The 14,880-nt window shown below is 45.6% G+C and carries 14 protein-coding genes; 8 read left to right on the top strand and 6 right to left on the bottom strand.

The window, feature by feature from the left end; genetic code table 11:
• Positions 1 to 60: 60 nt before the first annotated feature.
• Together H8K33_RS16705 and H8K33_RS16700 are read left to right on the top strand one after the other, a co-directional pair.
• Entirely contained in the window at positions 61 to 2,181 is a 2,121-nt protein-coding gene (locus H8K33_RS16705; protein ID WP_186892200.1) for a TonB-dependent receptor, read from the top strand.
• Positions 2,182 to 2,387: 206 nt separating this feature from the next.
• Positions 2,388 to 4,001 carry a M20/M25/M40 family metallo-hydrolase gene (locus tag H8K33_RS16700; RefSeq protein WP_186892199.1) on the top strand — a complete coding sequence of 538 codons (1,614 nt, stop codon included), beginning with the start codon at positions 2,388 to 2,390 and terminating at the stop codon, positions 3,999 to 4,001.
• Positions 4,002 to 4,259: 258 nt separating this feature from the next.
• On the opposite strand, the gene H8K33_RS16695 is transcribed toward H8K33_RS16700, so the two are convergent.
• From H8K33_RS16695 to H8K33_RS16680, 4 genes are all read right to left on the bottom strand, one after another.
• Positions 4,260 to 4,694: a glutaredoxin family protein gene (locus tag H8K33_RS16695; protein WP_186892198.1), complete on the bottom strand. Its 435-nt coding sequence runs from the start codon at positions 4,692 to 4,694 to the stop codon at positions 4,260 to 4,262.
• A gap of 37 nt (positions 4,695 to 4,731) precedes the next feature.
• On the bottom strand, positions 4,732 to 6,954 hold the full coding sequence (locus H8K33_RS16690; RefSeq protein ID WP_186892197.1) for a TonB-dependent receptor plug domain-containing protein: 2,223 nt from the start codon (positions 6,952 to 6,954) through the stop codon (positions 4,732 to 4,734).
• Positions 6,955 to 6,966: 12 nt separating this feature from the next.
• On the bottom strand, positions 6,967 to 7,236 hold the full coding sequence (locus tag H8K33_RS16685) for a hypothetical protein (protein WP_186892196.1): 270 nt from the start codon (positions 7,234 to 7,236) through the stop codon (positions 6,967 to 6,969).
• Between the two features lie 258 nt (positions 7,237 to 7,494).
• Positions 7,495 to 7,650, bottom strand: coding sequence for a hypothetical protein (locus H8K33_RS16680; RefSeq protein WP_186892195.1), 156 nt, complete (start codon positions 7,648 to 7,650; stop codon positions 7,495 to 7,497).
• A 578-nt stretch (positions 7,651 to 8,228) separates the two neighbouring features.
• On the opposite strand from H8K33_RS16680, the gene H8K33_RS16675 reads away from it, so the two are divergent.
• The 5 genes from H8K33_RS16675 to H8K33_RS16655 all read left to right on the top strand — a co-directional run bounded on the left by H8K33_RS16675 (position 8,229) and on the right by H8K33_RS16655 (position 11,486).
• A complete protein-coding gene (locus H8K33_RS16675; protein ID WP_186892194.1) occupies positions 8,229 to 8,996 on the top strand; it encodes a class II glutamine amidotransferase in 768 nt (255 codons plus the stop codon).
• A gap of 290 nt (positions 8,997 to 9,286) precedes the next feature.
• Entirely contained in the window at positions 9,287 to 9,670 is a 384-nt protein-coding gene (locus H8K33_RS16670) for a nuclear transport factor 2 family protein (RefSeq protein WP_186892193.1), read from the top strand.
• Between the two features lie 121 nt (positions 9,671 to 9,791).
• Positions 9,792 to 10,226, top strand: coding sequence for a DUF3806 domain-containing protein (locus H8K33_RS16665; RefSeq protein WP_186892192.1), 435 nt, complete (start codon positions 9,792 to 9,794; stop codon positions 10,224 to 10,226).
• A 40-nt stretch (positions 10,227 to 10,266) separates the two neighbouring features.
• Positions 10,267 to 10,632, top strand: coding sequence for a VOC family protein (locus tag H8K33_RS16660; protein ID WP_186892191.1), 366 nt, complete (start codon positions 10,267 to 10,269; stop codon positions 10,630 to 10,632).
• 125 nt (positions 10,633 to 10,757) lie between these two features.
• On the top strand, positions 10,758 to 11,486 hold the full coding sequence (locus tag H8K33_RS16655) for a tetratricopeptide repeat protein (RefSeq protein ID WP_186892190.1): 729 nt from the start codon (positions 10,758 to 10,760) through the stop codon (positions 11,484 to 11,486).
• A 28-nt stretch (positions 11,487 to 11,514) separates the two neighbouring features.
• Here the strand turns inward: H8K33_RS16655 and H8K33_RS16650 are convergent, their stop codons facing one another.
• Entirely contained in the window at positions 11,515 to 12,867 is a 1,353-nt protein-coding gene (locus tag H8K33_RS16650; protein ID WP_186892189.1) for a glycerate kinase type-2 family protein, read from the bottom strand.
• Positions 12,868 to 12,958: 91 nt separating this feature from the next.
• On the opposite strand from H8K33_RS16650, the gene H8K33_RS16645 reads away from it, so the two are divergent.
• The gene (locus H8K33_RS16645; protein ID WP_222613470.1) at positions 12,959 to 14,161 is read left to right on the top strand and encodes a serine hydrolase domain-containing protein; all 1,203 of its coding nucleotides are present in this window, start codon (positions 12,959 to 12,961) and stop codon (positions 14,159 to 14,161) included.
• On the opposite strand, the gene H8K33_RS16640 is transcribed toward H8K33_RS16645, so the two are convergent.
• Positions 14,162 to 14,791: a hypothetical protein gene (locus tag H8K33_RS16640; RefSeq protein WP_186892188.1), complete on the bottom strand. Its 630-nt coding sequence runs from the start codon at positions 14,789 to 14,791 to the stop codon at positions 14,162 to 14,164.
• Between the last annotated feature and the right edge of the window lie 89 nt (positions 14,792 to 14,880).

Below are 14,880 nucleotides of genomic sequence, written 5' to 3'. Positions count from 1 at the left end.
CTTTCAGAAAATGACTCTGAGAGCAGCGTCAAATCGATTTCATTATTTTGTGAGAATGTTATGCAACGTACTACCCCTCGTTTCGCTTTAGCGACTTTGCCAGCTTTATTAGCTTTGATTAGTTTCCCTGTTTTAGCGCAAAACTCCACCACAGCACCGCAAGAAACCAAGTTGCCAGAAGTGCAGATTGTTGGCGCGGCAGAACAAAAATATGTGACAAAAATCAGCAGCACCGCGACCAAGACAGACACTTTGTTGCGCGATACGCCACAAGCGATCACTGTCATTACCAAAGAATTGATGAAAGATCAGGCAATGCAAAGCATGGCGGATGCGATTCGTTATGTTCCGGGTGTAGTCACCGCACAAGGTGAAGGCAATCGTGATACGGCGGTGTTTCGTGGTAATGCATCAACCAGTGATTTCTTTGTCGATGGAATCCGTGATGACGTTCAATACTATCGTGACTTTTACAACATCGAAAGTGTCGAAGCCCTGAAAGGTTCTAACGCGATGATCTTTGGCCGTGGCGGTTCAGGCGGGATTATCAATCGCGTTACTAAACAAGCACAGTGGTCGCCAGTGCGTGAAGCGTCGATCACTTTGGGTTCTTGGAACAACCGTCGTGCTACCGCCGATGTTGGTCAAGCGATTAACCAAGATCTCGCTTTCCGTGTGACTGGTATGGTAGAAAATTCCGATAGCTTCCGCGATGGCGTGAACATTAAACGCGCTGGTATCAATCCCACTTTTGCGATTCGTGCCGGACAAAATACTAGCGTGGTAGTTGGCTACGAACATTTTAATGATGAACGTGTCGCTGATCGTGGCATTCCTTCTTTTCAAGGTGAACCGCTGGTAGTTGGCAATAGTGTGTTTTTTGGTAACGCAGCTTTAAGTCCGACGACGTCGAAAGTCGATGCCTTGAGCGCAAGCATTGATCATGATTTTGGCAATGGCGTCACTTTGCGTAATCGCACACGTTATGCAGACTATGACAAGTTCTATCAAAACGTTTTTCCAGGCGCGGTAAATAGCACAGCAAGCAGTATTGCGATCAGTGCGTATAACCAAGATACACAGCGTAAGAATTTCTTTAATCAAACCGATCTGACCTTTGAAGTTTTGGCAGCAGGCGTGAAGCATAAAATTTTGACAGGTTTGGAAATTGGTCAGCAGACGACCGATAACTTACGCCAAACTGGTTACTTCCCAAGCGTTGGTCCCAATGCCACCAGCATAAACGTGGCGATTACAAAACCTTATGCTGATGGTGTGACTTTCCGTCAATCCGCCACTGATGCAAACAATCATAGTGTCGCAAAAAATGTCGCGATCTATGCGCAGGATCAAATTGAATTCTCACCACAATGGCAGGCTATTCTGGGTTTGCGCTACGATAATTTCGGCATCGATTTCACCAATAATCGCAATGCGCAAAAGTTAGAAAATACCGATACCCCGATTTCTCCTCGTGCTGGTTTAATTTATAAACCATTTACGGAGATATCTTTGTATGCGAGTTATAGCTTAGCGTTTGCGCCACGCGCGGGTGAACAATTGTCTTCGTTGACCGTGACGAATCAGGCATTTGATCCAGAAAAATTCAAGAACATCGAAGTCGGTGCGAAATGGGATGTCTCTAAAGACTTAACTTTGAGCGCGGCGGTGTATCAATTAGATCGCAGCAATGTCGCTATTACTGATCCTAGTGATTCCACGAAAACCATTTTGGTTGATGGCCAGCGTAGCCAAGGTGTTGAGTTGGCCGTTAGCGGCAAACTGAGTTCAGCTTGGAGCATCATGGGCGGGTACGCATATCAAGATGCGACTATTACCCGCACGCAGTCAGCTACTGCAAAAGCCGGTGCGAAATTGGCACAAGTACCGACCCACAGCGCATCGATTTGGAATCGTTACGATCTGAATAGCCAATGGGGCCTTGCTGCAGGTGTGGTTTATCGTGGTGCGATTTATCCATCCACTGACAATCTCGTCAGCTTGCCGGGCTTTACGCGCGTTGATGCCGCTTTGTATTACACTTGGGACAAACATGTGCAGTTGCAGTTGAATGTAGAAAATCTCGCCGATAAAACCTATTACGCTGCGGCGCATAGCAATAACAACATCACACCAGGATCACCACGTGCGGTGCGTTTGGGCTTGCATTTCAAATATTAAGCACACAACTTTCTCTTAGTAATTCCAAAGCGAGTTTCGACTTCTCTTCAGCCTCAAGCTTCTTAGCAAGAAGCCTGAGGCTTTTTTTATGGAATTCAATTTTTATCGGGAACCATTTTTGCCGTTTACTTATCGAACGCTGCTGGATGAGGGAACTTGGTGTTTCATCCTAATCAACGATACTAACCACGATAAGGAATAATAAGATGCGTTTAATCAGTCTATTGGTGTGCTCGCTATTGGTGAGCAGTACCTTGCCGGCTTTGGCAGCCGATGAGAAAGTCGATCTGGCTTTAGTGAATAAAATCCGTGACGAAGGAACGAACCGTTCCAAAATTATGGAAACTTTGAGCGTCTTGACCGATGAAATTGGTCCGCGTTTAACAGGTTCTCCAAGTTTGAAAAAAGCCGGTGATTGGTCAAAGGCACAATTAAGTGAGTGGGGTTTACAAAACGCGCAAGTGGTTAGCATTGCCCCTTTTGGTCGTAGCTGGGTGTTAGAAAAAGCAGCGATGCGCATGGTTGCACCATCCAATTTAGAATTGGTCGCGATTCCAAAAGCGTGGACACCAGGCACTGACGGTGTGAAGCGCGGTAAAGTGGTTTATGTCAAATTAGAAAACGATGAAGATTTGGCGAAATGGAAAGGCAAGCTGAAAGGCACGATCATATTGCGCGATGCCATGACACCAACCAAATTGCACACGACAGCTGATGCTAAGCGTTACACCGATCAAGAATTGCATGACTTAGAACATATGGAATTAGGCGGCGCACCAGCTCGCCCACCGACAGATATGGCGGAGCTTGCAAAGCGTATGGCATTTGCCAAAAAAATTAATCCTTACCTGACGGAAGAAGGCGTGATCGCGACCGTGAATGTGTCGCGCGGTGATGACGGTACGATTTTCGTTGCAGGTGGCGGATCTTACAAACAAGGTGAGCCAATAGGCCCATCCGCTTTGGTAATGTCGACCGAACAATACAACCGCGTATTCCGTTTGATCGAAAAGAAAAAAGATGTGGAAGTGGAAGTCGAAGTTGCCGTCAATTTTGGTGACGAAGATCCAGCGAACTCCATCAATGTGTTTGCAGAGATTCCAGGTAGCGATAAAAAAGATGAAATCGTCATGCTCGGTGGTCACTTAGATTCATGGCATGCAGGTACTGGCGCAACAGACAACGCCGCTGGTGTTGCGGTTGCGATGGAAGCTGTGCGTTTGTTAAAAGCGATCAACTTCAAACCACGTCGCACGATTCGTATCGCCTTGTGGGGCGGTGAAGAGCAAGGTTTATTAGGCTCACGTGATTTCATCAACAAAAATGTCGCTGCGCGTCCTGAATCGACAGATCCAAAAGAAAAGGATCTGCCTAGCTTTATGCGTCGTCCAACTGGTCCATTAATGTTGAAACCATTACATGGCAAGATTTCTGCTTACTACAATCTCGATAACGGTGGCGGTAAAATCCGCGGTATTTATGCAGAAAACAATGCCGCAGCAAAAGCCATTTTTGATACATGGTTGGCACCATTCCACGATCTTGGCGCGAAGACCGCAACTTTGCGTAAAACTGGTAGCACGGACCACGTGAGTTTTGACGCAGTCGGCGTACCTGGCTTCCAATTTATCCAAGAACCGATGGATTACTTCACACGCACGCATCACAGCAATATGGATTTGTTTGACAAGATCCAAAAAGGCGACATGATGCAAGCAGCGATGGTGATGGCGAACTTTGTTGCGCACACAGCAAATCGTGATGAATTAATTCCACGTAAGCCTATGCCACCAGAACCAGCAAGACCAGCGGCACGTTAATTCAAAACGGATCGTTAATTTTAAAAAAGCCAGTATGACAATAAGCCATACTGGCTTCTCTGTATTGGTTGCATAGACTTATTTCCGCGTGTGAAAAAATTGTAGAGAGCTCCACATAATCTACTGAATAACTGATTTTAAACCTCCAATATTCATTGTTCTATTGAACAAGTACGCTTCTCGACGTCAAATTTCGGATGTTCTCGAAGATTGTGCAGAGCTTTCTTGTAGAGACGGAGAAAATCAGTTGTTCACTACTTAACGTGGCTCTTTCTGTACAAATTTCTCCCAGACATCCTGCTTAAACCCAATGAAAATTTGACTTCTAGAAATTAACACAGGAACGCCCTCTGCATTAAGTGTTTTGAAAATCCTTTTTGCTTCTGCATCTTGGTCGATGTAGTAAATTTTGTAATTTATACCTAAATTATCAAGTACAGACAGACCTTTTTTGCAGAACTCACACGTGGTATCGCCAAATACGATCACATCTTGTGCAACATTTTGAAAGAGGCGATTTGCCACGTCAGGCGAAATAGGTGTTGGGATTGGAGGAGATGTGCTTGTTGTTAATTCGAATTGTTTCAATAGGCTACCGCCAAGTGGAATACCGATGGCTATTGCAAGTGCCACTGCAGCGATGTTGATACCTATTGATTTTATATTTTGCTTGATGCTTTGATTCTGGTTCAAAATTACCTCGCTTCGAAAATAATGGATAAACACGGCGCTATTCAAATTGCGTTTCAAAACGCAAAGACAAATAAGTTCGAGCACGTTGCGTTGCAAGCTTTTGCATTACGCGATCTGCTGTATATAGTGTCAGAGTTTTACTCTGCGCTGACAGCATATTTTGCAATGACAAAATGAGCTTTTGTTGTGGAGAAAAAGTCCAAATTGCTTTTGCTGACATTTCCTTATGCGTTGCTGTGTAGATTCGGGTATCCCGAGATGCCTGCCACCATTGCGCGGGGTTAAGTAATAAATCAACTTGGATCTCTAAAGGTTTTCCTTCTGGTTTGTAGCTCAAGCCTAAGCGACCAGACCATGGTTGTTGTCCTTCTATGCGGTTGTCAGGGCCGGGTATCGTACTCAAGTTAGAGTGGTTCCATTGCAAGCTAGAATTGATATTTACTTCTGGCGCATTGTCCATCCAGTCACTCAGCTCAGTATCTACACCTAGCGTGATTCCAAATGCATTTGCCGAACCGACATTCATCGGACGAGTCACCCAACGCGGTGAGTGCGCCCAAGCGACATTTTCACGTTGCGTAATCCAGGCAAATCCATCCTTGATCCAGCGATAGTAGCCGCGTAAATTCCATTGACTTGCCTCGCCGAATTGTCTTTCTAGTGAGCCATCAAGTCCCCATCCACTTTCATATTTCAGTGCTGGATTACCTGCACGATCAGCTTGATTTGGGTCATTCGTTCCACACTTTTCATTGCTGGTGCACAGGCTGGTTCCAGCGATGCTCGGTCTGGGGTTGAGCATCGCTGGACCTATATTCGAGAAGCTGCGTGCTAATCCAAGTGTGATTGTGCGTTCGCCTTCTGGATCTAGTTTCCATGCCAGATTTAAAGAAGGTGCTGATAAATTAGCGCCAACTTTAGATTGGATTTCTGCCGACTTCCAGCGGTTCGTGCGGTGTTCTTGTCGCCAGCCCAATTTCAGATCTAGCGTCTCTGATACCTTCCAATTATCTTGTACCCATGCCGCGCTATTCCAAGACCATAAGTCCGCGCGGTAACTACCTAACCAATCACCATCTGCAAGCACACGGTTAATCATCGTGCTTTGATTTTGTTTTTGTAAAAAAATATCTGACGAAAGTGCAAATTGCAGCCTGTGTCCCTCGCGATTTGGCATGGCAACCAGCCATCGTCCTTTCAAGTAGTTTTTAACCGAGGTTTCAGCAACACCCAGTTGATTGAATAAATTCGATGTCCATGTCGTGTTGGCGTCTCTGTTCTGCTCAATACGTTCCTGCGTAAAGTCGATACGGATGGTCGATGTTCCTTCGTTGACTAATTTATGACGCCATTGTGTGTCTAGTGACACATAGTTTGTTTTGTTTTCATCGACAAGTTGTGTAGCTTGGGGGCGAGAGCCACCGTTATCCAATGTTGGACCTTTGATTAAGTGACTTTGGTTGTGGTATTTGTCTACCACGGCAGACACAGATGCATTTAGTTGTAATTCATCGTTCGGCGTTAGCTTCCACGTCATTGAGGGACTGAGCGAGAATTGTTGACTTGCAGCTTTGTTTACTGTGGATTCCACACTGCCCACATTCGTATCAATGGCATCAAGCCAATTCCATATCGCGTCGCCAGCCAGTTCCGATTGAGAACTAGTAGCACTGCCAGTGATATTGAAGATGGTGCCAGTGTCTTCTCGCCATCCGCCTTGCAAATTGACTCCTGCGCGATTTCCGTGACCATCTGAACCACCGTTCAAGTTCAACTGCTTCGGTAAGGCCTTCCGTCGATTGCGGGTCACAACATTGATGGTGCCAGCCAAACCAAATGCACCAGAATCTGCACTGGCACTGTGGATAATTTCGACGCGCTCAATTAAAGCAGGGTCCATTTGTAGAGGGTTGATACTTCCCGATGCTACTTGGCCATCCAACAGGATTTGTGTGTAGCCCGCCAATCCTTTGAGACTAATCTTCCCGCCTGCATTCACACTCACCGAAGATTCACGTCGCAAGGCTTCAGCAACCGTACTAGCCGCACTACGATCTAACCATGCTCGCCCTAGAACGATCTTGCCTGCCAACACCTCACGTGAGCCAGAATACTCATTGCGTTCGCCCAACACGACAACTTTTTCTACGGCTTGATTAGCTTCCGTTGGCTGGGTTTGTGCTGAGACTTCAAAATCGCTAAAAAACAAAAAGCTCACCAATGTGAGTGCTGATGTATTGCAACCTGCCTTCAAGATCATCGAGATTTCTTTCTATTGTTTTTCTTTACTTGCTTGTGCACTCGATGCGGTAGCTGCTTGGGCGGGCTTTTTTTCGGCGACGGGCGCTTGTTGTGCTTGAGGTTGCGGAACTGTTTGTTGAGCTTGTGATACTGAGCTTGATGAATCAATTGCTTTCGACGCGGAAGTTGCATCGACCTCAGTCTTCTTTCGTTTGGGTTTTTTCAGCCCATCGGGATGATGCTGGCAAATATCTGGACAGCGACTGTCGTTAACCCCAAATACGACTTCGCAGCGTGACATGCAGGTTGACTGCCCATAAGCAAAGCAGCTTGAAAATATGATTACAGTTGCTAGAAGTGTATGTTTCAAGGCGTGGCTCCTATAATGTAAGGAATAATCGTGATAAATGTGCTGGTACTTTGGCGAAACAATAAATTAATTGTAGCCTCAGGATTGTGTGAATTAAATTTCAGTATCCTGAGGCTTTAGTAGCTTATGACGTTTTCTTTCATGCTAATAAAGCAATTGTCTATGCTTTATTATAAGTCATGTAAAGAATTAGGGAACACCACAAATATCCTTACAGGCTGCCAATGTTCCACCATGCCATCCACAGCGATACATACATTGGGCTTGGTTGATAGGTGCAGCAAACGCCATAATGGAAACCGAAGAAATCAGCGCAACAAGAAACAAGCTTACGGTCTTTTTCATAATAAAAACTTTCAATTGAGTTAAATAAAAATACTGCTATTTTTCATTAGCAGCTGCCAAAATACCTACATACCGGAGAATGGTCCGCAGGTCTAAGTTTGCTCAGGAATTTCCTGAGCAAACACTAGGAAAATGAAGTCACGGCGAAAGAAAGCAACATAGACTTCCGATTTTGTAATCTGAAGATTTACTGATACTAAATTTTGTCTAGTGTGGGTGAAAATATTGAAATGACGTTAAGTTGGTGAATTGTTGAAACAATAATGTATTTTTAAAAAAATATTAATCCTTAGTAGAATTTATTGTAATTAATGTATTTATTTAGCAACATCTTGGTCGTTTTTTGTTTGTTAATTAATTTAGCAGCTATTGATTTTATAAATTTTTTGTTTTTAGTAAGTTACTTTAACGAAGTACGCAAGTGATCAACTTAAGTTTGAAAAGACAATGAATAATACACACTCAATTTTTTGATCTGCGAACGTAAAACGCATAAGCAAATCGCAACTTAATCTTTTAGGTCGTCGAGTTCGGTGTTAAGGTAGTCGCTCTTTTGAACTCAGGTGGTTCCGCTAGCCATGTGCCAATTATTAGGAATGAATTGCAATACCCCGACGGATATCGTGTTTAGTTTCACGGGCTTTGCTACGCGCGGTGGGCGCACCGACGAGCATAAAGACGGCTGGGGTATCGCTTTTTTTGAAGGCAAAGGCGTACGTCATTTTGTCGATCATCAAGCTGCGATTGATTCACCGATTGCTGAATTGATCAAACGCTATCCGATCAAATCCACTAATGTTATTGCCCACATTCGCAAAGCGACGCAAGGGGTGATCGCGCTAGAGAATTGTCATCCGTTTGTGCGCGAAGCTTGGGGCTATCAATGGGTATTTGCGCACAATGGGGACTTGAAAAATTTTGATCCGCGACTTGATGGCAGTTATTTGCCAATAGGCACAACGGATAGCGAACGCGCATTTTGTTATCTGATGCAAAGCATGCGTGTGCGTTTTGGTACTCAGTTACCAGAGCTAAACGATTTACGCGCATTCCTCAATGAAATCTGTCAAGAAATCGCCAGTCACGGCACTTTCAATATGATGCTTTCCAACGGCAGCGCCCTGTTCGCGCATTGCTCGACCAAATTACATTACATCGAACGTCAACATCCATTCAATACCGCGGCCTTATCGGATGAAGATGTTTCCGTCGATTTCGCTCAAGTCACCACTCCACAAGACCGCGTCGCAGTGATCGTCACCGAGCCTTTGACCACCAATGAGCAATGGACAGCTTTGCGTGCGGGGGAGCTGAAATTGTTTGTGGATGGTCGGGCGCTGGCTTGATCAGTATTGAATCAAGAGGCAAAAATAGCGTGCAATAAATCGCACTGTCTGAACTTTATGCGACAGCAATCGACTGCTGGCTAGGGTTGTAACTATTTCACAATGATTTCATCGACTATAAAGTCCTCTCGAAAATATATATTTTCATACTTATTTCTTTGTCGTTGCAACTTACTTTGACGAGAAGTATCCAAGTACGCGGAAATCAGCAAAATAGTCGCATGCATTTTTGAGCGTGATAAGCTGATTCACCTTTCACTTGTTTTAATTCTCTAAACGCTGATAAGACAATGAACGCACACCAACAATCGCAAATCTCAAAGTCCTCCGAAGCAGTCGTTCAAGCGCAACTTGATGCTTACAACGCGCGTGATCTCGATGCTTGGTTGAATACCTATAGCGAAAATGCAGAACAGTTTCTGCTGCATACCGGAGAACTCGCAAAGGGACACGAGGCAATTCGAAAACGCATGGAAGAGCGGTTTAAGGACGCGAAACTGCACGCGCATTTGAATCATCGAATCGCAATGGACAATATCGTCGTCGATCATGAGTTCGTTACTCGTTCATCTGCTGATGGTTTGGAAACCGTGGAAATGATTTGTGTCTACGAAGTGCATGCTGGGAAGATTATGAAGGCGACGTTTGCATTTGGGCAGACGCGTCCTGCTTAGTATTAGATGAAGTACAAACTTTAGAGTCAACCGTCAACAATGACCAAGATGAAGCTCCCACATACCGGAGTGAACTTTCGATCACCACAAGCTTGGTCAGTATTCTGTAAAGAGGGAAGAAATGGAACAAGTAATTTCGGCACCTGATGATGAATGGATTGATTACATCGCCAGAATGTGGCTATTGGGTAGCCAGATTTCCGAGCAAATTACTGGACATAAAATGGATGCGTCGATGAGCGATCTTGGTCGCCTGCAAACCATAGTCGATTCCGCGCAGATACCGATCGACAGCACTCAGGAATTAGAGTCGCTAGGAATTGTATTTGGTAAGGTCTTTGTTAATGCGACAGCGAACTATGATTGGTGGATAATGGAAGACGAATACGGTAAAGATGTATGCATTCGATACAAGGAAACAAGTTTGCTGATATTCCCTCAAACAATGCTGTCCAAGCGAATTGAAGATGGCGCGGTCTTGAATGTGATTGATCTGTTTCATAGTATCCGACAAGAGCTCGATCGCATAAAGAACGAGAACTTCGCCAATGCCTAACACCTTCCCACCGATAAAAATATTGTAGATCGACACACGCATGAAAAACCTGTTTGCACCGCGCTATACCTTAGCAGTCAAGAACCTTGAAGTCTCAAAGACTTTTTACATGGATGTATTGGGTTTTGATTTGTTAAACGAATTTCCGGGCTGGTCATTTCTTGGTCGAGATAATGTGATTGTCATGCTAGGCGAATGTGCAGATGAGCGACCAGCGAGTGAGATTGGCGACCATTCCTACTTCGCGTATATCGAAGTGCGTGATGCGAGCATGTTGTTTCAAGAGTTCGAAACTAAGGGTGTTCATTTCATTAAGCGGATACAAGATGAAATCTGGGGTATGCGTGAATTTGGTATTCAAACAGTGGATGGACATCGCATCATGTTTGGGCAAGCGCTTGATTGATATCCACGAGTCTAAGAGTCATACAAATTATGCGTAATGCTCTTGTTGTTGGTTGAATCAGATCGACGTAGTGTAATATGCTTTTCTCTATTGCAATCCACTTTCCTTTCGTAATGAGAACAAGCATGCACTTTATTAAATATCTTCTAGTTTTCAGTACCATCATTTTTTCATCACCAGCGAGCGCTGAAGATCTCACCAATGAGGCGATGTTCTCACGTTTGTCAGCATTAGCGTCTGGTGGTAACGCAGAGATTAAATACAATCTTGGAATGTTTCTTAATAACGGGATTGGTACAGCGCGAGATAATAAAGCTGCATTTCAATATTTTTCTGAGGCCGCAGAGTCAGGACACGAACTTGCTTCTTATAAAGTGGGTTGTTATTTAGCGGGTCAATTTCCAGGCACTGTTCCTGTCAATGAAGCCGACGCACATAAATTCAAATTGCGTGCTGCCGAAGCTGGCTACGACCTAGCACAATTCGATGTCGGCCTGCACTTTGCAAAAAAGCGAGATTTTCAAAATGCTCTGATTTGGTGGGAACGCGCCTCACGACAAGGTAATTTGGCGGCAACAGCGTATCTGTCAAACTACTTCTCACATCCATCTTCGCCCGCACCGAATCTTGTGAAGAGTCATGCCTTGGCTTTGTTACTCAAAGCGATGATGCCGGAGCCGACCAAAGAATTACTCGCGCATATAGTGCAGCTGGAAACAAAATTCAACGTAGAGGAAAAATCGGAATCTGAAGCAATTCGTGCTTCGTGGTTGACCGGTAAAACGGCGCTAAGCTTAAAAGCACAATTCGGCATTAGCTCCATACCCGCCTTGCTTAAGACACTTGAGCAATAAATAGCGAAGGCTTATATCTTCCGCGTGATCACAAAATCAAAATCGCCCGAAAGTCATTCACATTATTGTAAGTCGGTCCCGTCACTAACAAGGCATCTAGCGCAGCGAAGAAGGTATATGCATCGTTGTTCGCTAAGCAAGTGCTGGCTGATACCGACAGGGCTGCCGCTTGTTGCAAGCTATCGGGTGTACACCAAGCTCCAGCGTTTTGTTCGCTGCCATCACGGCCATCGGTATCGACCGCAAGTGCATAAATTCCGGCGTAAGCTTGAAGATTTTGGCAGAGGCTCAACAGATATTCGGTATTGCGACCACCGCGACCATCGCCTTTGACGGTGACAGTGGTTTCGCCGCCTGATAGCAATAGATACGGTCCTTGTTGATTTTGATCTGCGAACTTAGTTGTGGATTTAGTTGCGAACTTAGTCGCAAACCGAATTGCCAATTGCGCATGAGCGCGTCCCAATTCTCGTGCTTCGCCTTCTAAGCGATCCGATAAAATCTCCACCTTTACACCTTTTGACTGCGCATAATCGGCAGCAGCTTGCAGTGCTGTTTGCGCGTTCGCGATGATCTGCACATGTGCTTGGATGAATGCCGCTTCATCGGACTTTGGTGTTTCTGAGGTGGTTCGCTGTAGATGCGTAAGCACAGCAGGTGAAGTTGGAATTGCATAACGCTGCAAGATGGCTAAAGCGTCCGCGCAGGTGCTCGTATCCGCCAATGTAGGTCCGCTGGCGATAATGCTAGCATCGTCGCCAGCGACATCAGAGATGATATAGGTCAGCACCTTGGCAGGAGCGCATGCTAATGCCAAGCGCCCACCTTTGATTGCGGACAAATGTTTGCGCACACAATTGATTTCATGAATTCTGGCACCGCTGCGCAGTAAGGCGCGATTGATTTCTTGTTTTTCCGCCAGACTGATTCCAGGTGCAGGCAAACTCATTAGCGAAGAACCACCGCCAGATAAAAGGCAAATCACGGTATCGTCAGCACTTAAATTTTTTACTGAATCGAGTAAGTCACACGCGGCTTGATAGCCAGCGTGATCGGGCACGGGGTGCGCGGCCTCGCGAACTTGGATGTATTCGCAGGGGAATTGATAGCCATACGGTACAATCACCATGCCACTAAAACGTGCACGATTGCTGGCGGATGTATTCAGGTCTGAAGCGAACCAATGCTGTTCCAAAGCTTGCGCCATTGAGGCCGCTGCCTTACCTGCACCGACCACAATACAGCGCCCTTTAGTGGGGAAAGGCGGCAAATGTGGTGGTAAGCAAAGACGTGGATCCACTGCCGCAAGTGCCGCGGCAAATAATTCGCGTAAAAACCTAGTTGCTTGCGTATTGGTCTGTGCTTGATTCCAGTTTGTCATCTTGCTTTGGCGCTGAGTAGCTAAGCAGCTAAAATACCAGCTTTCCGCGCTCGCTGCGAAACTTTTCACCGAATTTACCCATGATTTGCCTATGAATTTTCCTATCAAAGTCACACCCAATCATTATGATTTCAGCGCCATTGCGCCCGCGATGCAAAGCTATGTCGATAGAAAAATTCTGTCCGGCGTGTCGTCCGCGATTTTGTCTGGGCAAGATTTAGTGCATTTCCATGCTGCAGGTTGGGCGGATATCGAAAACCAAATTCCTTTACGCCACGATCATTTGTTTCGCGTCTTTTCGAATACTAAATTGCTGACCTCGATGGCGATTATGCAGTTAATCGAACAAGGTAAATTAGGTTTGGATGATGCGGTAGAAATCTATTTGCCACAACTCGGCAAGCGTCAGGTGTTGATCCCCGGCGCGACAGATATCAGTCAAACTGAAGCCGCTCGCTCTGCTATCACAGTCCATCAATTATTGACACACACTTCGGGCCTAAGTTATGGCTTACTCGATCACGGCAGTACGATCTATAAAGCCTATGTCGAACGTAAAGTTCTCAATGCGTTTGCGCCTTTGTCTGAATTAATGGATGTCTTGGAAGAGCTCCCGCTCAGCTTTCATCCGGGTGAGCGTTGGGAATATTCGATTGCGACCGATGTCTTATCGCGTTTGGTGGAAGTAGTGAGTGGCGATAATTTTGATGTGTATCTGCACGCACATATTTTGTCGCCTTTAGGGATGAACGACACCAGTTTTTGGGTGCCGCCGCATAAGCATGAACGCCTGACTGCTTACTACGCTGGTACTGATCCTATGAATGTATTAAATCGTGATTTGAAACGCTTAGAAAAGTCGCCGTATCCCGAAGCCTTTCTAAAACCAATTCCACGTTTCTCCGGTGGCGGTGGTTTAGTCTCTAGCATGCACGATATGCTTGCTTTGATGCGTAGCTTCTTGCCGGGTGGTCATGCAGTATTGAAACCAGAATCGATACAAATGATGATGCGAAACCATTTGCCAGCGGGTTGGGGTATTGCTTTCCCCGGTGTGGGCGATGTGCCGGGCAAAGGTTTTGGCTTGGGTGGCGCAGTCACTTTGCGCCCAAGTGAAAATGATCCGGCGGATGCTGAAGGGGAATTTGAATGGGGTGGCATCGCGGGCACCCATTGGTGGATTTCGCCACGCCACAATATCGCTGGCTTATTGATGACGCAGCGCCAAATGGCGTTTTGGCATCCTTACTCGTTTGAGTTCAAAAAACTCGCGTATGCGGCGATGCTGAAATAACTATTTCATCAAGCGTGCCATGAACATCAAGAACAACACAATCACAATCACTTTCCACAACAGCGCACGTTTGTACCACGGCGTTTCTTCCGTATTCTGTGCGCTGGTTGCTTCGCGGTTCATCACGCGAAAACGGGTTGCGTAAGGCGCTTGTCGAAATTGGATTTCGATTACATCCTGATCAGGATCGAACCGTATCGGCCACAAGCTAGTCGCGATTCTTGCCCAGATCAAACTGGCAACACCAAGTATGCCAATCAGTGGCAGCACTAACAGTGGTCCTAAATCGGGGAAAGTTTCGAGTCGACGCGGCCCGAGTAACAGCCCGACAGCGAAAATCACACCGATATAAAAAATAAAACGGATCAAATGCATGACTGGACTTTTTTCTAGTAAGCGATTTGCCCAGCGCGTCTCGGCTGCATGCTGCGGACAAATCCAGTAATTCAGATACATGATTTCGCTTTTCATCGTGAGCCCGCCTTGCAAGTTCGGACGTATCGATTTCACTTTACCTAATCGACTCGTGTTACGAATAAGCGACTTGGTGGTACCACATTCTGGGCAACAAGCCGGCCATTGAATTTCAGGAAAATTTTCACCGATGGCAACACGAACGAGTTGTGACATACTTGGCCTTTGTGAACAGCGTTGATCGGAAATCATCAAAGAGTTAAATTTGGCGAAGACTTGCGTGCATCCATTGCTTGCGCATCTGC

Origin of the sequence: Affinundibacterium amnicola, from assembly GCF_014284275.1 — a bacterium.
Lineage (GTDB): Bacteria > Pseudomonadota > Gammaproteobacteria > Burkholderiales > Burkholderiaceae_D > Undibacterium > Undibacterium amnicola.
This window is presented reverse-complemented; position numbering and strand designations above follow the sequence as displayed.